Source organism: Leclercia pneumoniae, from assembly GCF_017348915.1.
Taxonomy (GTDB): Bacteria; Pseudomonadota; Gammaproteobacteria; order Enterobacterales; family Enterobacteriaceae; genus Enterobacter; species Enterobacter pneumoniae.
The window spans coordinates 3,139,797-3,164,569 of the sequence record NZ_CP071383.1; the positions used below are offsets into that span (position 1 = coordinate 3,139,797).

Genomic DNA, 24,773 nt, shown 5'->3' on the forward strand with positions numbered 1-24,773 from the left:
CTTATTGATAGTGTTTTATGTTCAGATAATGCCCGATGACTTTGTCATGCAGCTCCACCGATTTTGAGAACGACAGCGACTTCCGTCCCAGCCGTGCCAGGTGCTGCCTCAGATTCAGGTTATGCCGCTCAATTCGCTGCGTATATCGCTTGCTGATTACGTGCAGCTTTCCCTTCAGGCGGGATTCATACAGCGGCCAGCCATCCGTCATCCATATCACCACGTCAAAGGGTGACAGCAGGCTCATAAGACGCCCCAGCGTCGCCATAGTGCGTTCACCGAATACGTGCGCAACAACCGTCTTCCGGAGCCTGTCATACGCGTAAAACAGCCAGCGCTGGAGCGATTTAGCCCCGACATAGCCCCACTGTTCGTCCATTTCCGCGCAGACGATGACGTCACTGCCCGGCTGTATGCGCGAGGTTACCGACTGCGGCCTGAGTTTTTTAAGTGACGTAAAATCGTGTTGAGGCCAACGCCCATAATGCGGGCGGTTGCCCGGCATCCAACGCCATTCATGGCCATATCAATGATTTTCTGGTGCGTACCGGGTTGAGAAGCGGTGTAAGTGAACTGCAGTTGCCATGTTTTACGGCAGTGAGAGCAGAGATAGCGCTGATGTCCGGCGGTGCTTTTGCCGTTACGCACCACCCCGTCAGTAGCTGAACAGGAGGGACAGCTGATAGAAACAGAAGCCACTGGAGCACCTCAAAAACACCATCATACACTAAATCAGTAAGTTGGCAGCATCACCGATATTTTTGTGCGATTTATCAATGGTGTAAATTAACTGATTAATATACATAACAATGGATTATTTAAATGCTGACAGAATTTTACATAAGCATTAATTGACCCCGCTTCGCCGCTATGCCTTAATGAGCCTATCGCCCGGAAGGGTATTATCTGGATAACATTGTGAGTCAGGCTACACGTATGCGAAAACGACATCGGTTTAACACTCGGATGACGCGCATCATTTTGCTTATTAGTTTTCTCTTCTTCTTTGGCCGCTTCGTTTATTCCTCGATAGGTGCCTGGTATCATCATCAGGACAAACTCGAGTCGCAGCAATCCTCCCTCTCTGTTGATACTGCCGTTCGGTAACCCTTATTGCGGAATAAATAAAATTCCTTCATTGACCTTGCCTGCTATTTTTCCTGCTGCAGCAGTCTGATCAACCCACTTATGCCTTTGCTAAGAATTTTGTCCTGACGCATGACAATGGCCAACTGGCGATGTAATACCGGCGTTAATGACAATACGCATAACCCTTCGCGATCGGCCACCTGCTCTACCGCCATACGTGGAACGATGCTGTACCCCAGCCCGGCGCGAACCATCCTTTTTATCGCTTCGATGCTACCCAGCTGCATCACCGGTTCCGGCTGTAACCCACTCGCCTGAAACCAGCCGTCAATAAGCGCACGCGTTCCACTTCCCGACTCAAACGCTATCAGCGGCAGGGTGTGTAACGAATCCGGCGTGGGCTCACACTCCTCCTCCTGCGCAGAAATACAGACAAACTCCTCGTCGAGAATCGGTGTAATTTCCAGCCCTCTGCCGCTGACCGGCATCGTCACTAGCCCCAGGTCGAGGCGATTCTCTTCAATAGCGCGCACCACGCCGGGGGTATTGCCGGTGGTCACCCCCACCTTCAGCAGCGGGTACATCTCCCGTAACTGCTGCAACAGCGGCGGTAGCAGATGAATACAGGCCGTCGCCCCTGTGCCAAGCGACACTGTCCCGCTCACTTCATGGCTGAACGCATCCAGCGAACGCAGGGTCTCTTCGACCGCCTGCTCAATACGTTCGCCGTGGGTCAGCAATGCCAGACCGGCGGCAGTGGCCTTTACGCCCCGTCCGGTGCGCTCGAGGAGTCGTGAACGTAAAAAATGTTCCAGTTGTCGGATTTGTAAACTGACGGCAGGCTGCGAGATCCCCAGCACGTCTGCCGCTGCGGAAAAGCTTCCCCGCTGAATAACCAGCCGGAAGGTGGCCAGATGTGCCAGGTTGAGCGTCGTCATACAAAGTTTCTCTTATACGGGTGATAACCGTCAGGACCTGCCTGCACCTTACCGCGCCCAGTATGCTCGGGACAACTGCATAACGGAATGAAAGATAATGAAAACGTCTGCCCTCCCCCGCGCATTACCCCTTGCCGCTGGCTGTAATCAACTCATCAACTGGGGGATTTCGTTTTATATGCCCGGGACCTTCGCCCGGGCGATTTCCGCCGACAAAGGCTGGTCATCTGTGCAGATCTATCTCGGCCTGACCTTCGCGATGCTGGTGATGGCGGGCGTATCGCCTTTTGTTGCCCGCCTGCTGGCGCGGTTTGGCGGGCGGCGGGTGGTGATGAGCGGCACCTTAATGATTGCGGCCAGCTGCGTGGGGATGGCTTACACCCCCTCGCTGGCAGGCTGGTACGGCGCCTGGCTGCTGGCCGGCATCGGTATGCGCCTGTCGCTCTACGACGCTCTCTTCGCCTCTCTGGTTAATCTGTATGGCCAACAAGCACGAAAAACGATATCCCGCGTGACGCTGGCGGGTGGACTGGCCTCCGCCGCCTTCTGGCCGTTCGGCGACGCCCTGCTTAACATCATGCGCTGGCAAGATGCGCTGTTGATCTATGCGCTTTGTGGCGTGCTAAGCGCCATTTTGATTCGCCAGCTTCCGTCCCAGCGCTGCCCGGTGAAGCGAACCCCGCCGGCCCGCGCCACAGGTAATGACCGACGTAACGCAGGGTGTTATGCCGCCTTCATTGCGTTAATCACTTTTGTCTCTAACGGCACCTCTACCCACCTTCCGGAATTTATCGCCAGCTGTGGCTTACCCATGGCTATCGGTATGTTGTGGGGTACAGGACAAACCGGCGCACGTTTTATGGAGGTGGTGGCAGGCCAGCATCTTACGCCGCTTCGGCTCACGCTGATTACCGCCCTGGCCATGCCGCTCTGTTTTTTACTCGGGTTGAGCAGTTCATTTTTTGCCTGGTCCGCCGCCGGGTTTGTGCTGGGCTATGGGGCGATTAACGGACTGGTGACCATCGTGAAAGCCACCCTGCCGCTGCAGCTGTTTGCCCCAGAAGAGTACGCCAGACGCACCGGGGTGCTGTTGATCCCGGCCCAGCTGATGGCCGCAGTCTCTCCGCTGGCCTATGCGTGGTTGAACCGGACATTGGGGATTACCGGTGCGATGTGGCTGTCATGGGGGCTGACGCTGGTAATTACCGGGCTGGGGGTGTCTATTGTGAAAAATCAGCCGGGGCATCCCTGCCCTGCGTGATTGAAACACAACGCCACCGTCAATGGTCAGGCCTGCTCCGGTGATATAGCCGGATGATTCCCCGGCAAGCCATGCCGCCATGTTGATAGTTATTCGTCGTGGCGCCAGATCCAGGCCGGGGATGTGCACCCTCGCTGCGACAGCCGCTTTACTCATGGCATACACGTGCTGCCCGCATGCGCGGAATGTATCGCACTGTATCCACCTCTCCCTGCTTACGCAACCATACAAAAAAGCCGCCCGCAGCAAACAGACCCGATACATAAAAATGGTCTTCTATGTCTGTCGCAAATGATTACCGAAGAGGAGTTCCCCGAATGAAGCATCGAAATTTACTGCTGGCGCTGCTCGCACTGACGTCAGGCTGCACCTGGGCCGCGCCATTAAGCGGACTGAGTGCCGCGGAGGTTAATGGCCCCGCTGCCGTTGCGCCGCTTGAACAGCCCCAGCCTCCGGCGAAGCTGATTGTCGATCCGCCCCTGGCGGGCCCGCTGAGTAAAGGCGCGGTCTTTATTCAGTACCGCACAGAGAACATGCGCATCGAACCCGTTTTCGGGCCCGAGGCGCTAAAAGTCACGCCACGCATTGGCCATATTCACGTCATCGTCGATGACAATCCCTGGCACTGGGCCGACGCCAGCGGCGAGCCGGTCATTCTGGTGGGGCTGCCTGCTGGCCAGCACAAGGTGACGATTATTCTCGCCGACCCAACCCATAAGCCTGTTGATCGTAAAACCATTGAATTCACCGTGCCGCCGCATGCTGCGGTTATGCACTGAACACAACCACTGACCTATTTTGAGGATTTTAACCATGAAAACATTACTGATTGCTGTTCTGACCTTCTCTGCTGCCATGGCTTCTTCCGCTTTCGCTGCTCAGGAAATTAACCAGCCTCACGGGCAACAAAAGATTGGCACCATTTCCGACAGCAGCGGCGCAACGTCGCTTACGGATCTGGAGGCGAAACTGCAGGCCAAAGCCGCCGAAGCGGGCGCCAGCGCGTTCCGCATTACCTCCGCCGGGGGCAATAACACCCTGTCTGGTACCGCAGATATTTATCGCTGAGGTCGTCATGATGAAAAAACTGTTTACGCATACGCTAGCAGCAGGCCTGCTGCTGGCCGCCGCCAGCGGCGTAGCGCTGGCGGGCAGCGATAAAACCGTGGTGTTGGTGCATGGTGCTTTTGCCGATGGCAGTAGCTGGAACTCTGTGATCAATAAATTGCATAACCAGCATACCGAGCTCATTGCCGTTCAGTTGCCGCTCACCTCATTAAAAGATGATGTTGCCGCGACTCAGCGCGCCATCGCCCGGGCTCACGGTGATGTGGTGCTGGTGGGGCACTCCTGGGGCGGGACGGTAATTAGCGAGGCGGGCAACGATGCGCGGGTAAAAGCGCTGGTCTATGTGGCGGCATTTGCCCCGGATTCGGGCCAGTCGACGGCGGATCTGGCCGGAAGCTACCCTGCCCCACCGGGCAGCGCAGGCATCGCTAAGACCGCGGACGGTTATCTTTACCTGCCGGGCAAATCGGTACGCGAGGATTTTGCGCCGGACATTAAGGCGGGCGAGCAGAACGCGCTGACCGCCACTCAGGGCCCGATCCGTGCAGATGCCTTTGCGGAAAAGGTGACCCATGCGGCCTGGCACGACAAACCGAGCTGGTATGTGGTCAGCAAGAATGACCGGATGATCAACCCGGATCTGGAGCGCGCCATGGCGAAGGCGATTCATGCCAAAACCACCGAAGTGGCGGCAAGCCATGTCTCGATGGTGAGCCATCCGGAGGAGATTGCCCGGACGATTGAGCAAGCGGCGCAATGAGCAGGCAATAAAAAGCCCGCGGGTAGCGGGCTTCAATAAAACGCGATTATCGGGCGGGGATTATTCCCACTCGATCGTCGCCGGTGGCTTACCGCTGATGTCATACACTACGCGGGAGATACCGTTCACTTCATTGATGATACGGTTAGAGACGCGCCCCAGGAAATCATACGGCAGATGCGCCCAGTGTGCGGTCATGAAGTCGATGGTTTCCACCGCACGCAGGGAGACAACCCAGTCGTATTTACGGCCATCGCCCATTACGCCTACAGAGCGAACCGGCAGGAACACGGTGAACGCCTGGCTCACTTTGTTATACAGGTCGGCTTTGTGCAGTTCTTCAATGAAGATCGCATCGGCACGGCGCAGCAGGTCGCAGTACTCTTTCTTCACTTCGCCCAGTACGCGCACGCCGAGACCTGGCCCCGGGAACGGGTGACGGTAAAGCATATCGTACGGCAGACCCAGCTCCAGGCCGATCTTACGCACTTCGTCTTTAAACAGCTCACGCAGCGGTTCAACCAGGCCCATCTTCATCTCTTTCGGCAGGCCGCCCACGTTGTGGTGAGATTTGATGACGTGTGCTTTACCGGTGGCAGAGGCCGCAGACTCGATTACGTCAGGATAGATGGTACCCTGCGCCAGCCATTTCACGTCTTCCAGCTTCAGCGCCTCTTCGTCGAACACTTCGACAAACACGCGACCGATGATTTTACGTTTCGCTTCCGGATCGTTTTCACCGGCCAGCGCGTCCAGGAAGCGCTTCTCGCCTTCCACGTGAACGATGTTCAGACCGAAGTGGTCGCCGAACATGTCCAGCACCTGCTGAGCTTCGTTGAGGCGCAGCAGACCGTTGTCCACGAACACACAGGTCAGGTTTTTGCCAATAGCGCGGTGCAGCAGCATCGCGGTCACGGAGGAGTCCACGCCGCCGGAGAGGCCAAGAATCACTTTGTCATCGCCAACCTGCTGGCGGATACGCTCCACGGCGTCGTCAATGATTTTTGCCGGGGTCCAGAGGGCTTCACACTGGCAGATGTCACGCACGAAGCGCTCCAGCATGCGCATACCCTGACGGGTGTGGGTCACTTCCGGGTGGAACTGCACGCCATAGAAGCGTTTTTCTTCGTTCGCCATGATCGCGAACGGGCAGCTTTCGGTGCTGGCCACGGTCACGAAGTCAGACGGGATAGCGGTAACTTTATCGCCGTGGCTCATCCATACGTCCAGCAGCGGTTTGCCGTCTGCGGTCAGGGAGTCTTCGATACCGCGCACCAGTGCGCTATCGCTCACCACTTCTACCTGCGCATAGCCGAACTCACGTTCAGTAGAGCCTTCTACGTGGCCGCCCAGCTGCATTGCCATGGTCTGCATGCCGTAGCAGACGCCGAAGACCGGCACGCCCGCTTCAAACACGTACTGCGGTGCGCGTGGACTGTTCTCTTCGGTGGTGCTTTCCGGACCGCCAGACAAGATGATGCCGCTTGGGTTGAACTCGCGAATCTGTGCTTCCGTGACATCCCATGCCCACAGTTCACAGTAAACGCCCAGCTCACGGACGCGACGTGCCACCAGCTGCGTGTACTGAGAACCGAAATCGAGGATAAGAATGCGATGTTTATGAATGTTTTCCGTCATTGACGCTAATTCCGAGGCAAGTGAAACAAAATCGCCCGGCATATAGCCGGGCGTGGAAACTTATCAGGAGCCCATACGGTAGTTCGGGGACTCTTTGGTGATGGTCACGTCATGGACGTGACTTTCCTGAATACCCGCACCGCTGATACGCACAAATTCCGCTTTAGTACGCAGCAGGTCGATAGTACCACAGCCGGTCAGACCCATACAGGAGCGCAGGCCGCCCATCTGCTGGTGAATGATCTCTTTCAGGTAGCCTTTATAGGCTACGCGGCCTTCGATACCTTCCGGCACCAGTTTGTCTGCCGCGTTATCGGTCTGGAAGTAACGGTCAGAGGAGCCTTTAGACATCGCGCCCAGAGAGCCCATCCCACGGTAGGATTTGTAAGAACGGCCCTGGAACAGCTCGATTTCACCCGGAGACTCTTCGGTACCGGCCAGCATGGAGCCAACCATTACCGCTGCCGCACCGGCCGCAATCGCTTTGGCGATATCGCCAGAGAAGCGGATACCGCCATCAGCGATAACCGGGATGCCCGTGCCTTCCAGCGCTTCAACCGCGTCGGAAACGGCGGTGATTTGCGGAACGCCCACGCCGGTGACGATACGGGTCGTACAGATGGAGCCTGGGCCGATACCCACTTTCACCGCGCTGCAACCGGCTTCCGCCAGGGCGCGAGCGCCTGCGCCAGTCGCGACGTTACCGCCAATAATCTGCAGATCCGGGTATTTTGCACGGGTTTCACGAATACGTTGCAGCACGCCTTCGGAGTGGCCATGAGAGGAGTCAATCAGCAGCACGTCAACGCCTGCGGCAACCAGCGCATCAACGCGCTCTTCGTTGCCCGCACCTGCGCCAACCGCAGCACCGACGCGCAGACGTCCATGCTCGTCTTTACAGGCGTTCGGTTTACGTTCTGCTTTCTGGAAATCTTTTACGGTGATCATGCCGCGCAGATGGAAGCTATCATCCACCACCAGCGCTTTCTCAACGCGTTTTTCGTGCATCTTCGCAAAGACCACTTCGCGGGATTCACCTTCACGCACGGTAACCAGACGCTCTTTCGGAGTCATATAAACGCTAACCGGCTGGTTCAGGTCGGTGACGAAGCGGACGTCGCGGCCAGTGATAATACCCACCAGTTCGTTATCGGAGGTGACAACCGGGTAGCCTGCAAAGCCGTTACGCTCGGTCAGCGCTTTAACTTCGTGCAGCGTGGTGGTTGGCAAAACAGTTTGCGGGTCGGTAACGATGCCAGATTCATGTTTCTTCACGCGGCGAACTTCTTCTGCCTGACGCTCGATAGACATGTTTTTATGAATAAAGCCAATGCCGCCTTCCTGAGCCAGGGCGATAGCCAGGCGCGCTTCAGTCACGGTGTCCATTGCCGCGGAGAGCATAGGAATGTTCAGGCGAATGGTTTTGGTTAACTGCGTGCTGAGGTCGGCAGTATTCGGCAGAACGGTGGAGTGAGCGGGAACGAGGAGGACGTCGTCAAACGTCAGTGCTTCTTTAGCGATACGTAGCATGGGCAATATCTCTGACCTGGGTGGTTAAATATTGCCGTGGCATTATACAGAGCGTAACCGATTGCATCTACACTTTTTTAGAAAAAAGCTTGCGATCGCCTCTCAGCAGGTTACTATCGACTGAATAACTTGCTGATTTAAAATTTGATCCCGCTCACATGTTATCCTCTCAATCCCCCTCAATTTTTACGGTCAGCCGCCTTAACCAGACGGTGCGTTTGCTGCTTGAGCAGGAAATGGGGCAAGTCTGGATCAGCGGTGAGATCTCTAACTTTACCCAGCCCTCTTCCGGCCACTGGTACTTTACGCTAAAAGACGACACCGCTCAGGTGCGCTGTGCAATGTTCCGCAACAGCAACCGTCGCGTCACGTTCCGTCCTCAGCATGGCCAGCAGGTTCTGGTACGCGCCAATATTACGCTGTATGAACCACGCGGTGATTATCAAATCATCGTCGAGAGCATGCAGCCTGCGGGCGAAGGGCTGTTGCAGCAAAAATATGAACAGCTAAAAGCGAAACTCTCTGCAGAGGGGTTGTTCGATCAGCAATATAAACAACTTCTGCCCGCTCCGGCTCACTGCGTTGGCGTAGTTACCTCGAAAACCGGTGCGGCCTTGCACGATATTCTCCACGTTCTGAAGCGTCGCGATCCCTCCCTGCCCGTCATCATCTACCCCACCTCGGTTCAGGGGGATGATGCCCCAGGCCAGATCGTGCGCGCCATTGAGCTGGCGAATGCGCGCCGTGAGTGTGATGTGTTAATTGTCGGGCGCGGTGGCGGTTCGCTGGAGGATCTGTGGAGCTTTAACGACGAGCGCGTAGCACGGGCCATCTTTGCCAGCGCCATTCCGGTGGTCAGCGCTGTCGGCCATGAAACAGACGTCACCATCGCCGATTTCGTGGCGGATTTACGCGCCCCGACGCCGTCCGCAGCGGCCGAAGTGGTGAGCCGCAATCAGCTGGAGCTGCTACGACAGCTTCAGAACGGGCAGCAACGCCTGGAGATGGCGATGGATTACTTCCTCGCAGAACGTACGCGTCGCTTTACCCAGCTCCAGCATCGCCTGCACCAGCAGCACCCTCAACTGCGCCTTGCGCGTCAGCAAACCGTGCTGGAACGTCTGCGCCAGCGCATGAACGTTGCGCTGGAGGGCCAGCTCAAACGTGCGATCTTGCGTCAGCAACGCGTGGCCCAGCGCCTGAACCAGCAAAATCCGCAGCCGAAAATCTACCGTGCGCAAACCCGCATTCAGCAGCTTGAGTATCGGCTGGCCGAGAACCTGCGTGCGCGGCTCAGCAGCACGCGCGAACGCTTTGGCAACGCGGTTACCCATCTGGAGGCGGTCAGCCCCCTCTCTACCCTGGCACGCGGTTATAGCGTCACCACCGCGACCGATGGCAAAGTGCTTAAACAGACCCAACAAGTCAAAGCCGGCGATGTGCTGACGACCCGCCTGTCAGACGGCTGGGTCGAGAGTGAAGTGAAAGGCGTGACGGCCGCGAAAAAAACGCGGGCCCGAAAAAAACAGCCCTAATCTGTAGGCGTATCGCCCCCCGGCGTGACGCAAAGCATCAGCCAGGATAAGGCAGAAAAGCTCATCAGCGCGCCAGCCGCGCCTATCGCTCCATACAGCTGCCCGAAGACAATCGCCCCGACAATCTGCCCGACCGCCAGCATTAAAAAGGCCAGACTCACCCCCATCGCGGGTGCAGAGGCGACAATCGCCGCCCCCTGAACTAATAGCACGCCGGAGAGGATCACATAGCCCGCACCGTTCAATGCCACGGCGGGTATCAGCCACCCGCTAAAGCCGTGGATCAGGGCGAGCAGAATAAGCGAAACCGCCATAAAAATTTGCGATCCCCGGTAGACCACCCGCATCCCTGTGCGCTGAGCTACGCTACCGGTTAATACCGCCGCAATGCCCGCTCCCCCGCTGATCAGCCAAAGAATATTCGTGGTGCCGCTCTCCAGCCCGGTATGACGTTGAAGCAGCTCTGGACCAAAACTCCACCATGCCGCGCTGGCGATACCGCTGACAAACGCGATCAGCAATAATCGCATCATCGCCGGTTTAGCCAGCTGGGCCCGCCACCCCTGTTGCACCGCAGCCTGGGGGGCTTTGCCCGCAGGGAGAAAGCGCCAGACAGGGATCAGGCAGAGCAGAGCCAGCAGCGCAAAGGCGACACAGGCGAATCGCCACCCTCCCGGCAGAAAAAACAGTATCGGTACCGAGAGGATGATCCCTCCGCTGGTACCCGCATTGATGACCGTGTTCACTTGCGTGTTACGCTCAGGCGGTATTACCGCGCTGACCGCGCCGGCCAACGAGGGGGACGCCAGGCCTGAGCTCAGTCCCGCAATAAACAGTCCGATGGCCAGACAGAGCGGCGAAGGTGAAACGGCCAGTATCAGCAGCCCGACGGCCGCGGTGATGGCCGCGAGCGACGTCGTGAACCGGGCACCGAATCGGTTGGTTAACAACGACGCAAATAATACCGACAGGCAGTATGCCGCGTAGCTACAGGCTGCAATCAGACCGGCGGTTTCCATAGAGAGCGGGATGGCCTGTTTTATATCGGGCAGCATAATGCCCCATGAAAACCTTGCCATCCCATAGGTCACGGCGATCAAGACAAAACCGCTGAAGGCGAATGCCATGCTTTTTTTCATTCTGATCCTCGTTATGTACCCCGCTAAAACCTAATCCCTGAACCGGCGGAGTGCCAGTTTTACGCTGCGCGATTTGTCCGACTTATGCCCATCCCCGTGTCGATGGCTTACACTTACAATGGTTCTTTTTTCGGCATTGCCAGAACACAGGAGAGCAGCATGACCCAGCCTTATAGCGTTATTCCCCCCTACATCTTGCGCCGCATCATCGATCGCGGCTCTGAATTACAGCAGCAGTGTGCTCGCCAGACATTAACCCACGTGCAGACCTTAATGGCCCATATGCCCGGCAAACCCGCCGCCCCGCACGTCAACAATGCCGGTCAGCTGGAGCGTGATATCTACGATGCCCGAAATCTGCAGGAGCTACCGGGAACGCAGGTTCGCTATGAAGGACAACCCTCAACCGGCGATATCGCGGTGGATGAGGCCTATGATTACCTCGGCGTCACGCATGACTTTTTCTGGGAAAACTATCAGCGCGATTCGCTGGATGGTAAGGGGCTAATATTGACCGGCACCGTACATTATGGCCGGGAATATCAAAATGCTTTCTGGAATGGCGAGCAGATGGTGTTCGGCGACGGCGACGGCGAAATATTTAACCGCTTTACCATCGCCATCGACGTGGTGGCCCATGAACTGAGTCACGGCGTGACCGAAACCGAAGCGGGATTAATTTATTACGAACAATCCGGCGCGCTGAACGAATCGCTTTCAGATGTCTTTGGCTCGCTGGTTAAGCAATATCATCTTAAACAGACCGCCCAGGAAGCCGACTGGCTCATTGGTGAAGGGTTGCTGGCATCCGGAATTAACGGGAAAGGGCTACGCTCCATGAAGGAGCCCGGTAGCGCCTATGACGACCCTCTGCTGGGTAAAGATCCGCAGCCGGGCCATATGAATGATTTCCTGAAAACCCGTGAGGATAACGGGGGCGTGCATATTAACTCCGGGATACCTAATCGCGCATTCTATCTCGCCGCGACCGCGCTGGGGGGCTATGCATGGGAGCAGGCCGGATATGCCTGGTATGATACGGTTTGCGACCGGGCCCTCCCGCAGGATGCCGATTTCGCAACTTTCGCCCGATTGACAATCAACCACGGGGGCAAACGGTCCGGCAGCGCAGTGGCAGCAGCAATCGAGGCGGCCTGGAAAACCACAGGAGTGCTGTAAATGCAGATTCCGGAATTGACTGAAGACGCTGTCGTTGAACTGGCGCGTGAAGGCGGCGTCGCCTTTATTCCAAAGTTAAGCGGCCTGCGCAGAATCGCGCTCTCTTCATTGAATGCGCAACAGCGCCAAAAAGTGGTAGAGATTCTGGACCAGGCGCTGGAGCTGGGCCAACCGCCCGGCCAGCCTGCGTCGCCAGGCCAGGGCGATCAGCGCTACTTTCGTATTCAGATCGTCTGGACCCGGCACAATCAGGCGCAATATACGGATGTCATCTTGCTGGTACCCGAACAGGAAGCGCCGCCGTCGCTGGTGGATTTGTGGTTGAAAGGCGAAGGTTGCGTCTGCGATTAAGCCTCTGGCAGAACAAACTCCACGCGCTTTTTCGAGATCAGACCGTGGCCATTCTGGCAAAAATAATCCACTGCGCCGCAAGCTTTTAAGACCTGCAAAGGCTGATGGCACTCCGGGCAAAGGGCTTGCAGCGCAATCTCTTTGTTACAGGCCGCACAGTGCGCCAGGCCATTTTGCGGGGTTAATTCTGCATGACAATCCGGGCAGGAAACAGGCATTGTGACTCCTTAAAAGGGGTTCAGCATGGGCTGATTTTACCACAGCGCGGTCAGTGGGGGCCACGCAGCCGCTGCTGTAAATTCAGGAGCAGTGTGACTTCGTCCAGTCGCCGTCGGGTAATGTGGCGCACCTCATCCGGCGCGCGGGAAAACAGGCTCGCCTCCCCAAGGATCTGTTCTGCGAGGCAGTGTTCATAGAGCGTACCGGTACGCGCCCAGCGCTGGAGATGTTCACCTTCGGTGAGCGTTAGCACATCCTGCTGGCCTCGCCTGTCGTGGCTGATAATGCGGCCATCGCGAAGATGCAGCCGCAGCCCTTTTTGTCCGCCCTGAGGCCCGGCATATTTATTAAGCCAGACAGCCACCGGAATACCGCTCAGATGCCCTTCTAAATGCGCTTCACCTTCTGCCGTGCGCAGATCGCCTCTCTCGATATCGCGCCCCAGCCGATCCCTGGCGGAGATCACCTGCAGCGCCATCTCGTTATTTCCCCCGAGATGGCAAACCGTTTCCCGCATCATTGCCAGTACGTGGGTGCCAATATCCAGAATTACGCCGTCCGGATGGTGCAACATACGTGGATCAGGCTCCCCGGTAGCGAAGTTAAGAGCGACAGGTTCTCCTGCCTCATTAAAACCGCTGGGTTCCAGCAAAAAGCCCTCGATTTTGACGATATCTGCAACGCCGGAAATGGCGCGCATTGGGCGTGCTTCACCCAGCGGCTGCCAGCGGGGATCCGGTTGCCCCAGCGCCAGCTGCAGCGCACCGGTTCGCGCCATCCAGTGATCGAGGGCCAGCACCCGGCGGGCGACCCGGGGATCGTTCAACAGCCCGTTTAACCGGGTGGCCTGAGCGAGGGTTGCAATAATCGGTTTTTCCACCACGATACGGGGGATCGGGGAAGCCAGGGCCTGCTCGAGTACCTCAAGGTGATGGAGCGAAGAGGTGGTAATAAATAGCGTTTCCAGCGGGGAGTCCAGGAGCGTCGACAGCATGGGACAGCGAATGATCCCCTCAGGCTGGCGGTCTGGGCGAAGGTCAAAGCCGTAACAGTTTGCCCCCGTCTGCCGTAGCGCAGGGAGGTAAGCCGTTTCCACCACCGCCCCCAGGCCGATAAAGCCGACATTCATATTCTGCCTCGCTCAATATAAAAAAACCGGCGTACAAGGCGCCGGTTTTGTCTGGTTATAACCCTGCCATCAGGCGGTAGTTACCGGTTTTTCCTCACCTTTCGTCTGCGCATTTTCCAGCATGCGGCGGACCGGAACAATGAGGACGATCAGTACGGCAGCACAGATCAGCAGGGCAATGGAGCAGCGTGCAAAGAGATCCGGCAGCATATCCAGCTGGTCGGCCTTAACGTGGCCACCAATCAGGCCCGCTGCCAGGTTGCCCAGCGCACTGGCACAGAACCACAGGCCCATCATCTGGCCACGCATTCTTTCTGGGGCCAGCAACGTCATGGTTGCCAGGCCAATCGGACTCAGACACAGCTCACCCAGGGTCAGCATCAGGATACTGCCCACCAGCCAGAACGGCGATACGCCTGCCCCGCCATTTTGCAGCACGTTCTGTGCCGCCAGCATCATCAGGCCAAAACCTGCCGCTGCGCAGAGAATACCGATGACAAATTTGGTGATGCTGCCCGGACGAATGTTCATGCTCGCCATCTTCGGCCACGCCCAGCTAAAGACCGGTGCCAGCAAAATAATGAACAGAGCATTAATAGACTGGAACCATACCGCCGGAATTTCAAAGTCGCCGATCATACGATTCGTATAGTCATTGGCGAACAGGTTGAACGAGGTAGGTTTCTGTTCAAACGCAGACCAGAAGAAGGCCGCCGAAATCAGCAGAATGAAGCAGACCAGCAGGCGGGCACGCTCTTTGCGATTGAGACCGGCAAAAACGAACAGCCAGATGAAGTACAGCGCTACCGAGGCGGCAATCACGTAGACCAGCGCGCTGGCGACCGCGACCGGATTAATCACAATCACGCCCTGAGCTATCAGCGCAACGACAATCGCCACACCCACCGCCAGCGCCACCAGCCAGGCCCCTACGCCATTTTTCTTCGCCACCGGGCTGTTCCAGGTGGAGTCGAGCCCCACTTCGCGGTCATAGCGTTTCATTGATGGCACGGCGAAGAGACGGAAGATCACCAGGGCAACCAGCATCCCGATCCCACCGATGCCGAAGCCCCAGTGCCAGCCATGAGATTTAATCAGCCAGCCGGAAATCAGTGGCGCGATAAATGACCCCATGTTGATGCCCATATAAAAGAGCGAGAAGCCGCCATCACGACGCGTATCGCCTTTTTTATACAGGGTCCCTACCATCACCGAGATACAGGTTTTGAACAGACCCGATCCCAGCACAATGAACATCAGGCCGATAAAGAACAAATTGTTCCCCATCACCGCCGACAGCGCAATCGACAGGTGGCCGAGCGCAATCAGAATGGAGCCGTACCAGACCGCTCTCTGCTGGCCGAGCCAGTTGTCGGCCAGCCACCCACCCGGCAGGGCCGCCAGATACATGGTACCGGCGAAGATCCCGACGATAGCCGAGGCATTTTCACGTGCCAGCCCCATGCCGCCGTCATAAACGGTGGCCGCCATGAACAGAATCAGTAACGGGCGAATGCCATAGAACGAGAAACGTTCCCACATCTCTGTGAAAAAGAGCGAGCCAAGCGGATACGGGTGGCCGAAGAAGGTCCGGCTTTCTTTATTATTAACTGAGGATTGCATAGTTCTCCCGAAGAGGTGTGTCGTTGTGCTTATAAAGGCGGAATTAAGGTCGGCCAGTTAGGATTCAGGTCGATCAATACACTCCGAAAATTTTATTTAACCATTTGATAACCAGTCGCTGGTTTTGTCTAGTGCCAGATGCGGAACGTTAAGACGAAAATTCGACAGGTATCTCTTTTCGTAGATTTTATGCTGGAAAAAGCAGAATTGTGATTGACATCAGCGCACTAACGTCAGGAAGGTGAAAGAGCGTGAAAAGTAAAAAGCCCGCTGAAAGCGGGCTTGTTGAGCAACAGGTCACCTGAAACGGTTATTTGCCCTTTTTGATGTGTTTGATTAAACGCTTACGTTTACGCATCTGGTTTGGCGTCAGGGTGTTGCGCTTATTGGCGAACGGGTTATCCCCTTCCTTGAACTGGATACGAATCGGCGTGCCCATTACGTCCAGAGACTTACGGAAGTAGTTCATCAGATAACGTTTGTAGGAATCCGGCAGGTCTTTTACCTGGTTACCGTGAATCACCACAATCGGCGGGTTATAACCACCGGCGTGCGCATATTTCAGCTTCACGCGACGGCCACGCACCAGCGGCGGCTGATGGTCTTCAGCGGCCATGGTCATGATGCGGGTCAGCATCGCCGTGCCTACGCGGCGGGTGGAGCTGTCATAGGCTTCACGTACGGATTCAAATAGATTACCCACCCCACTGCCATGCAGAGCAGAGATGAAGTGCACGCGCGCAAAGTCGATAAAGCCCAGACGGTAGTCCAGGGTCTCTTTCACCTGCTCTCTCACTTCATTGCTCAGGCCATCCCACTTGTTAACCACAATCACCAGTGAGCGCCCACTATTCAGGATGAAGCCGAGCAGAGAGAGATCCTGATCGGAAATACCTTCACGGGCATCAATAACCAGCATAACTACGTTGGCATCTTCGATCGCTTGCAGGGTCTTAATAACCGAGAATTTTTCCACCACATCGGTAATCTTGCCGCGCTTACGCACACCTGCGGTGTCAATCAGAACGTATTCACGCTCGTCACGCTGCATCGGAATATAGATACTGTCACGGGTGGTGCCCGGCATATCGTAAACCACCACGCGGTCTTCGCCGAGGATACGGTTGGTAAGCGTAGACTTACCTACGTTCGGACGCCCCACGATAGCCAGTTTAATCGGCAGATCCTGCGGGTTGAAGTCGTCTTCCGGCTCTTCTTCGCCCTCTTCACGCTCTTCAAACTGCGCCCAGTATTCGGCGTCTTCATCAACCTCTTCCGGCGGGCTGATTTCATCAACGAATGGCAGCAGTGCAGTTTCGAGCAGGCTGGTTACGCCACGGCCATGGGAGGCCGCGATAGGATAAATATCGCCCAGCCCCAGAGACCAGAAATCGGCCATCGCCTGGTCGACATCAATACCGTCTGTCTTGTTCGCCACCAGGAAGGTCGGCTTTTGACGCGAACGCAGGTGCTTGGCAATAGCGGAATCCGCAGGCATCAGACCCGCGCGGGCATCCACCAGGAAAAGGACGACATCGGCTTCTTCGATAGCCAGCAGAGACTGCTCAGCCATACGCGTTTCAACGCCGTCTTCGGTTCCGTCGATACCGCCGGTATCAATACAGATGAATTCACGACCTTCCACTTCTGCACGACCGTACTTACGGTCACGCGTGAGCCCCGGGAAATCCGCAACCAGCGCATCACGGGTGCGTGTTAAACGGTTAAAAAGAGTGGATTTTCCAACGTTCGGGCGCCCGACAAGCGCGACCACAGGTACCATGTTTAAAGCCTCATAAAATGCATTACTACGTCGCTTTTGCGGCGTAGATAAAAAAGTCAAAACGGCCCCTGAAGAGACAGGAGCCGTTTATTATACTACAACCGCTGTGATTAACGCGTGATCGCGTACAGCGTGCCGTCTTTTGCCTGAATCAGCAGTTTGCCGTCAGCGACGACAGGTTCCGTCAGGAAACCGGAGCTGTCGACTTTATCCTGAGCAACAAAGCGGCCGTTTGACGGGTCGATCCAGTGCATATAGCCTTCACTATCGCCCACCACCAGGCTGCCGTTATAGAGCGCCGGTGCGGTCAGCAGACGGTGCAGCAGATCGCTTTGCGTCCACAGGGTCACGCCCCCTTCGGTGCTCAGCGCCAGCAGACGATCGTTCTGGTCAACCAGGTAGATACGGTCGCCATCAACGATGAAATCATTCACTGAACCCAGCTCACGTTTCCACATGATCTGGCCACTACGCAGATCCAGCGCGGTCAGGTTGCCGTTGTACGCCAGCGCGTAGACGACGCCGTTGACGATAACCGGCGTGGTATCCACGTCGCTCAGACGGTCGATCTCAGTCGGACCGGTCGCCTGTGAAATACGCTGTTGCCAAATCAACTGGCCCTGCTGCATCAGCACGGCGTTCACACGACCGTTATCACCGCCCACGATAGCTGCGCCAAAGGCGGTTGCAGGGGCGGATTCACCGCGCAGAGAGAGCGCAGGCATATCCAGGTTAACGGTCCATTTTACCGCGCCATCAGCTTCGTTAAGCGCCTGAAGCTGACCATTCGCCGTGTGAACCAGCACCATACCATCGCTCACCACCGGACGAGAAAGCGCTTCGCCTGCAACACGACTCTGCCAGACGATTGAGCCATCGCCGCTGTCCAGGGCGTAGACCTGTGCTTTTTCACTGGCCACATACACGCGTCCACCGGACACGGTTAAACCGCCAGAGAGCAGCGCTGGGTTACGGGAGAACCAGCCGCTTTTTTCTGCCAGATTGATCGACCAAATCTCTTTTCCGTCGTCGGCGTTGACCGCTTTCACGGTGCCTTTACGATCGGCCGCATAGACGACGCTGTCCGCATAGGCCGGGTGCAGGTTGGAGTAGAAATCACCGATACCGTCACCGACGGAGGTACTCCACGCAGTAGACGGGGTGAATTGATTTTCCACCGTCGGCAGCGGAGACATGGTGACAACATCTTCTTCGCCACTGAACAGTGAACAGCCACTCAATAACGTAACGGAAAGCAGTCCTGGCAGAAGTAATTTACGCAATTGCATCGGGTCCCTCTCAGACGGACAAATTATTTATTTTCATCTGCATCATTTCGCTCAGCGCTGGCGAGGCGTTGCTTTTTACGCCCGCTTCCCATGCGCTGCGCGCGCCTTGTTTATCGCCTTTGCTCAGCAGTGCTTCACCGCGCAGATCGGCAACAATAGAGGCAAAACCTTCACCTTTAATGGTGTCGAGCGTTTTCAGCGCTTCGTCAGCTTTCTTCTGCTGAACCTGAACGCGTGCCAGACGCAAGTTGATCAGCGCTTTCAGGTTATCGTCGCTGGCGGCAGCCAGACCTTGCTGAAGCTGAGCCGCTGCTTTATCCAGGTCGTTTTTATCAACGAACTGCTGCGCAACTTCCAGCGACGCCAGTGCACCATAGGTGTTTTTTGTCTCCGCGGCGAATTTCTCAGCGGCGGCCAGGGTTTGCGGCTGGTCGGCTTTGATCGCGCTGACCGTATTTTCATACTGCAGCGAGGAGCCACGCACGGAATCCACCTGATGACTGGTCCAGTAACGCCAGCCAATTAATGCGCCAACACCTAAAATAACCCCAACTGCCAGAGCCTTGCCGTTTTCAGCAAAGAAGCGCTTGATGGCATCAACCTGGTCGTTTTCGTTTTCGTACATTTCCACGCCGTCCTTCTCCTTAGAAAGTCAAAGAGCGCAAGTGCGCCGCAACGCCGTCCTGCGTTACCGTAATCTGTTCACCAGAGCGCAAGTCTTTCACCACGACGTTACCCGCAGCGACTTCAGACTCACCCAGTACCAGTGCCACCTGTGCGCCCCACTTATCGGCACGCGCAAACTGTTTTTTAAAGTTGCCGCCACCATGGTTGGTCATCAGCTTAACGCCCGGCAATTCATCACGAATGCGTTCGGCCAGCTGCATTGCCGCAGGTTGCGTATCCGCACCCGAGGCGACCAGGTATATATCGACAACGGATTCTGCTTTAAATTCCGGATTAACTGCCTGAACCAGCAAAACAAGTCGCTCAAGACCCATGGCGAAGCCCACTGCAGGCGCAGCACGCCCACCCAGTTGCTCAACCAGGCCATCGTAACGACCGCCCGCGCAGACTGTACCCTGCGAGCCCAGGCTGGTGGTTACCCACTCAAATACGGTACGGTTATAGTAGTCCAGACCACGCACCAGGCGCTGGTTCACGGTGTAGGCAATGCCCGCCGCTTCCAGTAATTTGCACAGACCGGTGAAGTGTTCACGCGACTCGTCGTCCAGATAATCACCCAGCGCAGGCGCGTCGTTCAATAGCGCCTGTACCTCGGCGTTTTTGGAGTCCAGTACGCGCAGCGGGTTGCTGTACATCCGGCGTTTGCAATCGTCGTCCAGCTTCTCTTTATGCTGTTCAAGGAACGCGACCAGCGCGTCACGGTAGTTGGCTCGCGCTTCCAGAGAGCCGATAGAGTTCAGCTCCAGGGAAACGTGCTCAGCAATACCGAGCGCACGCCACCAGCGGGCGGTCAACATAATCAGTTCGGCGTCAATATCCGGCCCCTGCAGGCCAAAGACTTCAACACCCAGCTGGTTAAACTGACGATAGCGGCCTTTTTGTGGACGTTCGTGGCGGAACATCGGGCCGATATACCACAGGCGCTGCTCCTGATTGTACAGGAGACCATGTTCGATGCCGGCGCGTACACAACCCGCCGTACCTTCAGGACGCAGCGTCAGGCTATCGCCATTGCGGTCTTCAAAGGTATACATCTCTTTTTCAACCACGTCGGTTACTTCGCCGATTGCGCGCTTGAATAACGGGGTCTGCTCTACAATCGGCAAACGGATTTCGCTGTAACCGTAGCTGCCGAGCACCTGTTTCAGTGTGCCTTCAATGCGCTGCCAGATGGCGGTCTCGCCAGGCAGATAATCGTTCATGCCGCGAATGGCTTGAATGTTTTTTGCCACGTTTATTCTCTTTCTATATACAAAAATGAACCCAAAGATTCATTAACCCAAGGGTTCAATCATACACAGGAAGCGCACCGCTTCCCATCTCGTTATTTTTCGACGTGTTGCACGCTGATGCGTTGCGTCTCATCTAGCATGGTTGCCTTGGCACGAATGCGGGCTTCCAGCTGATCAATCATGTCGTTATTATCCAGACGATCTTTGCGAACGCCATCTTCATAGAGACCGCTTTTCTTGTTACCGCCGGTTACGCCCAGGGTAGAGACCAGCGCTTCGCCCGGGCCATTGACCACGCAGCCAATGATAGAGACATCCATTGGCGTGATGATATCTTCCAGACGCTGCTCCAGGGCATTAACCGTACCGATAACGTCAAACTCCTGACGTGAACAGGTTGGGCAGGCGATGAAGTTGATCCCACGCGAGCGGATACGCAGCGATTTAAGGATATCGAAACCGACTTTGATCTCTTCGACCGGATCCGCCGCCAGTGAAACGCGCAGCGTGTCGCCGATCCCTTCGGAGAGCAGCAGGCCCAGGCCAATGGCTGATTTCACCGATCCGCTGCGCAGTCCACCGGCTTCGGTGATCCCCAGGTGCAGCGGCTGATCGATCTGTTTTGCCAGCAGGCGATAGGACTCTACGGCAAGGAAGACGTCAGACGCTTTCACGCTGACTTTAAACTGATCGAAGTTCAGACGATCGAGGTGATCCACATGGCGCATAGCGGATTCGAGCAAAGCCTGCGGCGTCGGCTCGCCATACTTTTCCTGCAGATCTTTTTCCAGCGAACCGGCGTTCACACCGATACGGATAGGAATGTTTTTATCGCGTGCGCAGTCAACGACGGTGCGAATACGCTCTTCACTACCGATGTTACCCGGGTTGATACGCAGGCAGTCCACGCCGTATTCCGCCACTTTCAGGGCGATACGGTAGTCAAAATGGATGTCTGCAACCAGCGGAACGCTGACCTGCTGTTTGATAAGTTTGAACGCCTCGGCGGCATCCATGGTTGGCACGGAGACGCGAACAATATCGGCGCCTACGCGTTCTAACGCTTTAATCTGATTAACCGTCGCTTCCACATCCGTGGTGCGTGTGTTCGTCATTGACTGAACGGCGATAGGTGCCCCATCGCCGATTGGCACATTCCCAACGTAAATGCGTTTGGACTTTCTACGCTGAATAGGGGCCTGGTTATGCATGAAAAATCTCCCGCGTCGCCTGTCTGTTACTGTGCTGCTGATTGTTCGGCATCGAGGGTCAGACGCGCAACCTGGTTAGTTCTGATAAAACGGCTCAGATCGACAGGTTTACCCTGGAACTGAATCTGTACGGCTGATGGTGCACCGATTTTAAGTTTGTACGGTGTCTGGCCTGCCAGATTTAAACTGCCATCTTTACGCTGCAGGCCGCTGAAGAGTTTTTTGCCTGTGGCATCGGTCACTTCCAGCCAGCAATCGGCGGTGAAGTTCATGACCAGTGCATTAGGGTCAGCCGCGGGGGTTGCCACCCCTGCCGGATCGGACGGCAGAGTCTGGGCGGTATCCGTCGTCGTGGTGGCCGGAGCGCCAGAATCGACGTTCGCCTGAGACGGAGAAACCACGGCGTTATCCACCGGTGCCTGTGCAGGCTGATCGGCGGCTGGCGTCTGTGCCGGCGTCGCCGCAGGCGCAGCGGTTGCTGCTGTCTGCGGATCGGCTGAAGGCGTGCTGCTGTCGGTGTTCAGAGGAACGTTCTGCGCGCCGCTGTTTCCGGAGTTGTTAAGCTCGATAGAAGATTGATCGGCCATGGTGGTGATCTCTTCTTGCTGCGCTTTGTGGTTCTGCCACCACCATGCGCCCGTCAGACCGATCACTACAAACAGCACCAGCCAGGTAAAGCTCATTAACCAGCCGTCGCGTTTTTTGCGGCGTTTACCTAAAGAAAAAGTCTGCATCGGCGCGACCTTAGCCGCTCTGACCGGTGCCTGCTTTTCCATCATAGGCAGAAGTTCTTCTTCGGGGATATGCACCAGTTTTGCATAAGAGCGGATATAACCACGCAGAAACGTTGAAGCGAGATCGGCCGGAGCCTTGTCTTCTTCAATATCGCGAACCGTGGAAACCTTCAGACATAGGCGCTCTGCAACGGCTTGCTGGCTAAGTCCGAGTTGTTCACGGGCGTTGCGGAGACGAACGCCGGTGGAAAGTGCTGCATTTTGGTCGTGAGTGGCTTCAGTATTCATTCGCTACAACTACTGGTACGTGAAAATTAAGGATCCAGGTGCCGGTGAGTCACAATGCTACCCGCACCGCGAAACTTCTGGTCAGTTAACCTTAGTAAGACAGTCCTGGACTGTCAGGTTTTTGTTGACAGAAGAGGCCTGCCCGCGAGGCTAAACTGTTGTTGCGTCGTTACATACTGCCCTAAAGTCATCAGAAACGCACCGTAATTATTTCCCCTTCACTCGCACACGGAATGATTATGCGCGTGAGACGCCGTCACCGCGCAAAACCTGCGCGGTGGCGGCATAAGGATTAGACGGCTTTGACCGCAATCGACTCGCCCTGCATGCGTTTACGCAGCGTGCGTTTGGTACGGTCAATGACGTCACCCGCCAGCTGACCACAGGCGGCATCGATATCATCACCGCGGGTTTTACGCACGATAGTGGTGAAACCGTACTCCATCAGAACTTTGGAGAAACGGTCGATGCGGCTGTTAGAGCTACGGCCATACGGCGCGCCAGGGAACGGGTTCCATGGGATCAGGTTGATCTTGCATGGCGTATCTTTCAGCAGCTCGGCTAACTCATGCGCATGCTCGGTACCGTCGTTCACATGATCCAGCATCACGTACTCAATGGTCACGCGGCCCTGGTTAGCGTTGGACTTCTCCAGATAGCGGCGTACACCGGCAAGGAAAGCTTCGATATTGTACTTTTTGTTGATCGGTACAATTTCGTCACGAATTTCGTCGTTAGGTGCGTGCAGGGAGATAGCCAGCGCCACGTCGATCATGTCACCCAGTTTATCCAGCGCAGGCACAACGCCCGAGGTAGAGAGGGTAACGCGACGTTTAGACAGACCAAAGCCGAAGTCGTCGAGCATGATCTCCATGGCCGGCACAACGTTCGTCAGGTTGAGCAGCGGTTCGCCCATGCCCATCATCACAACGTTCGTAATCGGACGGGTACCGGTCACTTTTGCCGCACCGACGATTTTCGCCGCACGCCAGACCTGGCCGATAATTTCGGACACGCGCAGGTTGCGGTTAAAGCCTTGCTGGGCCGTAGAGCAGAATTTACACTCCAGCGCGCAGCCAACCTGTGAAGAGACGCACAGCGTTGCACGATCGTCTTCCGGAATGTAGACCGTTTCAACACGCTGATCGCCCACGGCGATGGCCCACTTAATGGTGCCGTCAGAAGAGCGTTGCTCTTCTACGACTTCCGGCGCGCGAATCTCAGCCACTTCTTTAAGCTTGTTACGCAGCACTTTATTGATGTCAGTCATGTCATCAAAGTTGTCGCTGCAATAGTGGTACATCCACTTCATAACCTGATCGGCACGAAATGGCTTCTCGCCCATCTCTTTAAAGAACTCGCGCATCTGCTGACGGTTCAGATCCAGCAGGTTAATTTTTCCATTTTTATTTGGAACCGCAGGCGTGGCGATTTCGGAGGTGTTCACTAATTCAGACATAATTTTTTCCGGCCTCGTTGTTACACGTTATGGCCCGTGGAGGGTTGAAAAGAAACGCCCCGGAAAGCAGTGTGCTCATCCGGGGCGTTGCATTGTACAAAGTCTGGCGCAGGGATGCCACGTTTGCACGTGGCATTTACGAAAATAATGTGTAAACGAAACCGTTAAATTAACGGGTACGTGGACACACTTCGCCTTCTGCGAAGAAGAAAGCGATTTCACGGGCTGCTGATTCAACAGAGTCGGAACCGTGGGTGCCGTTCTCGGTGAAGCTGTCTGCGTAGTCAGCGCGCAGCGTACCCGCCAGGGCGTTGTCCGGGTTGGTTGCACCCAGCAGATCGCGGTGACGCTGAACCGCGTTTTCGCCTTCCAGTACAGAGACAACGATTGGGCCAGAGGTCATGAACTCTACCAGGCCGTCGAAGAATGGGCGACCTTCATGCTCAGCGTAGAAACCGCGAGCCTGCTCTACGGTCAGATGCAGCATTTTGGTGCCAACGATTTTGAACCCTGCAGATTCAAAGCGAGCAAAGATGCTGCCAATAACGTTTTTTGCCACCGCGTTTGGTTTGATGATGGAAAAAGTACGTTCAATAGCCATGATTACCTCTGTGATTTGTTATGTGGTTTG

General features: G+C 56.0%; 24 protein-coding genes. 8 read left to right on the top strand and 16 right to left on the bottom strand.

Annotated elements, in window-relative coordinates:
• Position 1: 1 nt before the first annotated feature.
• A protein-coding gene (locus JZ655_RS15230; RefSeq protein ID WP_242637262.1) for an IS1-like element IS1A family transposase occupies positions 2-699 on the bottom strand; the annotation gives its coding sequence in 2 pieces (ribosomal slippage) (positions 2-450 and positions 450-699; 699 coding nt in all).
• A 219-nt stretch (positions 700-918) separates the two neighbouring features.
• Between JZ655_RS15230 and JZ655_RS15235 the strand changes: the two genes are divergently transcribed.
• Positions 919-1,107 (top strand): YfgG family protein, encoded by a 189-nt coding sequence (locus JZ655_RS15235; RefSeq protein ID WP_046884620.1) that lies wholly within the window; start codon positions 919-921, stop codon positions 1,105-1,107.
• A gap of 44 nt (positions 1,108-1,151) precedes the next feature.
• Here the strand turns inward: JZ655_RS15235 and JZ655_RS15240 are convergent, their stop codons facing one another.
• Positions 1,152-2,027, bottom strand: a complete 876-nt coding sequence (locus tag JZ655_RS15240) for a LysR family transcriptional regulator (RefSeq protein ID WP_207292195.1) — start codon at positions 2,025-2,027, stop codon at positions 1,152-1,154.
• Between the two features lie 97 nt (positions 2,028-2,124).
• On the opposite strand from JZ655_RS15240, the gene JZ655_RS15245 reads away from it, so the two are divergent.
• The 4 genes from JZ655_RS15245 to JZ655_RS15260 all read left to right on the top strand — a co-directional run bounded on the left by JZ655_RS15245 (position 2,125) and on the right by JZ655_RS15260 (position 5,116).
• Positions 2,125-3,288, top strand: a complete 1,164-nt coding sequence (locus JZ655_RS15245; protein WP_207292196.1) for an MFS transporter — start codon at positions 2,125-2,127, stop codon at positions 3,286-3,288.
• Positions 3,289-3,605: 317 nt separating this feature from the next.
• On the top strand, positions 3,606-4,067 hold the full coding sequence (locus tag JZ655_RS15250; RefSeq protein WP_207292197.1) for a DUF6130 family protein: 462 nt from the start codon (positions 3,606-3,608) through the stop codon (positions 4,065-4,067).
• A gap of 34 nt (positions 4,068-4,101) precedes the next feature.
• A complete protein-coding gene (locus JZ655_RS15255) occupies positions 4,102-4,356 on the top strand; it encodes a YdgH/BhsA/McbA family protein (RefSeq protein ID WP_212478468.1) in 255 nt (84 codons plus the stop codon).
• Positions 4,357-4,366: 10 nt separating this feature from the next.
• Positions 4,367-5,116, top strand: coding sequence for an alpha/beta fold hydrolase (locus JZ655_RS15260; protein WP_207293861.1), 750 nt, complete (start codon positions 4,367-4,369; stop codon positions 5,114-5,116).
• A 60-nt stretch (positions 5,117-5,176) separates the two neighbouring features.
• On the opposite strand, the gene guaA is transcribed toward JZ655_RS15260, so the two are convergent.
• Together guaA and guaB are read right to left on the bottom strand one after the other, a co-directional pair.
• Positions 5,177-6,754 (bottom strand): glutamine-hydrolyzing GMP synthase, encoded by a 1,578-nt coding sequence (gene guaA / locus JZ655_RS15265; protein ID WP_040074536.1) that lies wholly within the window; start codon positions 6,752-6,754, stop codon positions 5,177-5,179.
• Positions 6,755-6,817: 63 nt separating this feature from the next.
• Entirely contained in the window at positions 6,818-8,284 is a 1,467-nt protein-coding gene (gene guaB / locus JZ655_RS15270) for an IMP dehydrogenase (protein ID WP_207292198.1), read from the bottom strand.
• Between the two features lie 158 nt (positions 8,285-8,442).
• Here guaB and xseA point away from each other — a divergent pair, with 158 nt between their 5' ends.
• Complete coding sequence (gene xseA / locus JZ655_RS15275; RefSeq protein WP_207292199.1) at positions 8,443-9,819, top strand: exodeoxyribonuclease VII large subunit; 1,377 nt, start codon at positions 8,443-8,445, stop codon at positions 9,817-9,819.
• On the opposite strand, the gene JZ655_RS15280 is transcribed toward xseA, so the two are convergent.
• Positions 9,816-10,958 (bottom strand): MFS transporter, encoded by a 1,143-nt coding sequence (locus tag JZ655_RS15280; RefSeq protein ID WP_207292200.1) that lies wholly within the window; start codon positions 10,956-10,958, stop codon positions 9,816-9,818. The genes xseA and JZ655_RS15280 overlap by 4 nt on opposite strands.
• 159 nt (positions 10,959-11,117) lie before the next feature.
• On the opposite strand from JZ655_RS15280, the gene JZ655_RS15285 reads away from it, so the two are divergent.
• Positions 11,118-12,137 carry a M4 family metallopeptidase gene (locus JZ655_RS15285; RefSeq protein WP_040074532.1) on the top strand — a complete coding sequence of 340 codons (1,020 nt, stop codon included), beginning with the start codon at positions 11,118-11,120 and terminating at the stop codon, positions 12,135-12,137.
• Positions 12,138-12,488, top strand: coding sequence for a protealysin inhibitor emfourin (locus JZ655_RS15290; protein ID WP_046884561.1), 351 nt, complete (start codon positions 12,138-12,140; stop codon positions 12,486-12,488). It abuts the gene before it with no gap.
• Here the strand turns inward: JZ655_RS15290 and JZ655_RS15295 are convergent.
• The 11 genes from JZ655_RS15295 to ndk form a co-directional block, all read right to left on the bottom strand.
• Complete coding sequence (locus JZ655_RS15295; RefSeq protein WP_207292201.1) at positions 12,485-12,706, bottom strand: zinc ribbon domain-containing protein; 222 nt, start codon at positions 12,704-12,706, stop codon at positions 12,485-12,487. The genes JZ655_RS15290 and JZ655_RS15295 overlap by 4 nt on opposite strands.
• A gap of 50 nt (positions 12,707-12,756) precedes the next feature.
• Positions 12,757-13,836 carry a Gfo/Idh/MocA family oxidoreductase gene (locus tag JZ655_RS15300; protein WP_207292202.1) on the bottom strand — a complete coding sequence of 360 codons (1,080 nt, stop codon included), beginning with the start codon at positions 13,834-13,836 and terminating at the stop codon, positions 12,757-12,759.
• Positions 13,837-13,905: 69 nt separating this feature from the next.
• Positions 13,906-15,459, bottom strand: a complete 1,554-nt coding sequence (locus tag JZ655_RS15305; RefSeq protein ID WP_207292203.1) for a peptide MFS transporter — start codon at positions 15,457-15,459, stop codon at positions 13,906-13,908.
• Positions 15,460-15,769: 310 nt separating this feature from the next.
• Positions 15,770-17,242 carry a ribosome biogenesis GTPase Der gene (der, locus tag JZ655_RS15310; protein ID WP_040074525.1) on the bottom strand — a complete coding sequence of 491 codons (1,473 nt, stop codon included), beginning with the start codon at positions 17,240-17,242 and terminating at the stop codon, positions 15,770-15,772.
• 110 nt (positions 17,243-17,352) lie between these two features.
• Complete coding sequence (gene bamB, locus JZ655_RS15315) at positions 17,353-18,531, bottom strand: outer membrane protein assembly factor BamB (RefSeq protein WP_040074524.1); 1,179 nt, start codon at positions 18,529-18,531, stop codon at positions 17,353-17,355.
• Positions 18,532-18,541: 10 nt separating this feature from the next.
• A complete protein-coding gene (locus JZ655_RS15320) occupies positions 18,542-19,162 on the bottom strand; it encodes a YfgM family protein (RefSeq protein WP_040074522.1) in 621 nt (206 codons plus the stop codon).
• A gap of 13 nt (positions 19,163-19,175) precedes the next feature.
• Complete coding sequence (gene hisS / locus JZ655_RS15325) at positions 19,176-20,450, bottom strand: histidine--tRNA ligase (protein WP_040074520.1); 1,275 nt, start codon at positions 20,448-20,450, stop codon at positions 19,176-19,178.
• Between the two features lie 92 nt (positions 20,451-20,542).
• Positions 20,543-21,661, bottom strand: a complete 1,119-nt coding sequence (ispG, locus tag JZ655_RS15330) for a flavodoxin-dependent (E)-4-hydroxy-3-methylbut-2-enyl-diphosphate synthase (protein ID WP_040074518.1) — start codon at positions 21,659-21,661, stop codon at positions 20,543-20,545.
• 26 nt (positions 21,662-21,687) lie between these two features.
• Entirely contained in the window at positions 21,688-22,683 is a 996-nt protein-coding gene (rodZ, locus tag JZ655_RS15335; protein ID WP_207292204.1) for a cytoskeleton protein RodZ, read from the bottom strand.
• A 292-nt stretch (positions 22,684-22,975) separates the two neighbouring features.
• Positions 22,976-24,142, bottom strand: coding sequence for a dual-specificity RNA methyltransferase RlmN (gene rlmN / locus JZ655_RS15340; RefSeq protein WP_040074516.1), 1,167 nt, complete (start codon positions 24,140-24,142; stop codon positions 22,976-22,978).
• 169 nt (positions 24,143-24,311) lie between these two features.
• A complete protein-coding gene (gene ndk, locus JZ655_RS15345; protein ID WP_003860625.1) occupies positions 24,312-24,743 on the bottom strand; it encodes a nucleoside-diphosphate kinase in 432 nt (143 codons plus the stop codon).
• Positions 24,744-24,773 lie beyond the last annotated feature (30 nt).

What these genes read in the sequence shown, in the direction of transcription:
- JZ655_RS15280 (WP_207292200.1), bottom strand. Translation starts at nt 10,958, where the DNA reads ATGAAAAAAAGCATGGCATTCGCCTTCAGCGGTTTTGTCTTGATCGCC.
- JZ655_RS15245 (WP_207292196.1), top strand. Translation starts at nt 2,125, where the DNA reads ATGAAAACGTCTGCCCTCCCCCGCGCATTACCCCTTGCCGCTGGCTGT.
- JZ655_RS15255 (WP_212478468.1), top strand. Translation starts at nt 4,102, where the DNA reads ATGAAAACATTACTGATTGCTGTTCTGACCTTCTCTGCTGCCATGGCT.
- JZ655_RS15260 (WP_207293861.1), top strand. Translation starts at nt 4,367, where the DNA reads ATGAAAAAACTGTTTACGCATACGCTAGCAGCAGGCCTGCTGCTGGCC.
- JZ655_RS15295 (WP_207292201.1), bottom strand. Translation starts at nt 12,706, where the DNA reads ATGCCTGTTTCCTGCCCGGATTGTCATGCAGAATTAACCCCGCAAAAT.
- JZ655_RS15240 (WP_207292195.1), bottom strand. Translation starts at nt 2,027, where the DNA reads ATGACGACGCTCAACCTGGCACATCTGGCCACCTTCCGGCTGGTTATT.
- rodZ (WP_207292204.1), bottom strand. Translation starts at nt 22,683, where the DNA reads ATGAATACTGAAGCCACTCACGACCAAAATGCAGCACTTTCCACCGGC.
- bamB (WP_040074524.1), bottom strand. Translation starts at nt 18,531, where the DNA reads ATGCAATTGCGTAAATTACTTCTGCCAGGACTGCTTTCCGTTACGTTA.
- JZ655_RS15305 (WP_207292203.1), bottom strand. Translation starts at nt 15,459, where the DNA reads ATGCAATCCTCAGTTAATAATAAAGAAAGCCGGACCTTCTTCGGCCAC.
- xseA (WP_207292199.1), top strand. Translation starts at nt 8,443, where the DNA reads ATGTTATCCTCTCAATCCCCCTCAATTTTTACGGTCAGCCGCCTTAAC.
- JZ655_RS15290 (WP_046884561.1), top strand. Translation starts at nt 12,138, where the DNA reads ATGCAGATTCCGGAATTGACTGAAGACGCTGTCGTTGAACTGGCGCGT.
- JZ655_RS15300 (WP_207292202.1), bottom strand. Translation starts at nt 13,836, where the DNA reads ATGAATGTCGGCTTTATCGGCCTGGGGGCGGTGGTGGAAACGGCTTAC.
- ispG (WP_040074518.1), bottom strand. Translation starts at nt 21,661, where the DNA reads ATGCATAACCAGGCCCCTATTCAGCGTAGAAAGTCCAAACGCATTTAC.
- JZ655_RS15285 (WP_040074532.1), top strand. Translation starts at nt 11,118, where the DNA reads ATGACCCAGCCTTATAGCGTTATTCCCCCCTACATCTTGCGCCGCATC.
- rlmN (WP_040074516.1), bottom strand. Translation starts at nt 24,142, where the DNA reads ATGTCTGAATTAGTGAACACCTCCGAAATCGCCACGCCTGCGGTTCCA.
- JZ655_RS15250 (WP_207292197.1), top strand. Translation starts at nt 3,606, where the DNA reads ATGAAGCATCGAAATTTACTGCTGGCGCTGCTCGCACTGACGTCAGGC.
- guaB (WP_207292198.1), bottom strand. Translation starts at nt 8,284, where the DNA reads ATGCTACGTATCGCTAAAGAAGCACTGACGTTTGACGACGTCCTCCTC.
- guaA (WP_040074536.1), bottom strand. Translation starts at nt 6,754, where the DNA reads ATGACGGAAAACATTCATAAACATCGCATTCTTATCCTCGATTTCGGT.
- der (WP_040074525.1), bottom strand. Translation starts at nt 17,242, where the DNA reads ATGGTACCTGTGGTCGCGCTTGTCGGGCGCCCGAACGTTGGAAAATCC.
- ndk (WP_003860625.1), bottom strand. Translation starts at nt 24,743, where the DNA reads ATGGCTATTGAACGTACTTTTTCCATCATCAAACCAAACGCGGTGGCA.